We start from the raw sequence: 536 nt of genomic DNA, 5'->3' as shown, positions 1-536 counted from the left end.
GCCGCCGCGGGTGCGGTCACCCGGCCCGTTCCACCGATAGCCGATTCCCGGTCCCAGACCAGTGTTTTGGTGACCCGGCCAATCGCACTGATCAGGGACCACATGCCCGACAAGATGTCTCCGCCCTGCCGGGACGGAATCATCGCCGCGGACAAGTACCGGGAGAACCCCAGTGTCATGACCAGCACTGGCAGGATCCGTTCCTGCCCGGCCGCGACCGGAATCTTCGTCTCGGGAAACCACAGATCGCACTGGGCGATCTCGCCGGGCTCGTAGTGGACACGGTCCACCGGGTCGATACCCACATATTCCGGCCGGATCAGGGCCAGCCGCTTCTTCAACGGTGACATCGAGTACGGCCAGCTGATCCGTTCCGCGATGACCGGGGCCGGCATCTTCGGCCATTCCTTGAGCAAGGCCCGGATCTGCGGTTCGAAAGCGTCGACCACCGAACCCCGCGGAGCCCGCTCGTACTTGGGCGGCCGGTCCGAGTTCAACGCGGCCCGCACGGTATTCCGAGCCACCCCCAGCCGCCG

At 66.2% G+C, this 536-nt stretch carries 1 pseudogene; it reads right to left on the bottom strand.

The features are described 5' to 3' along the window. Positions 1 to 536: pseudogene (locus IE252_RS42955) on the bottom strand (IS21 family transposase); the annotation flags it as partial.

Origin of the sequence: Streptomyces melanogenes, from assembly GCF_014649795.1 — a bacterium.
GTDB lineage: Bacteria > Actinomycetota > Actinomycetes > Streptomycetales > Streptomycetaceae > Streptomyces > Streptomyces noboritoensis.
Note: the sequence above shows the minus strand (reverse complement) of the source record. Positions and strands in the feature narration are given on the sequence as shown.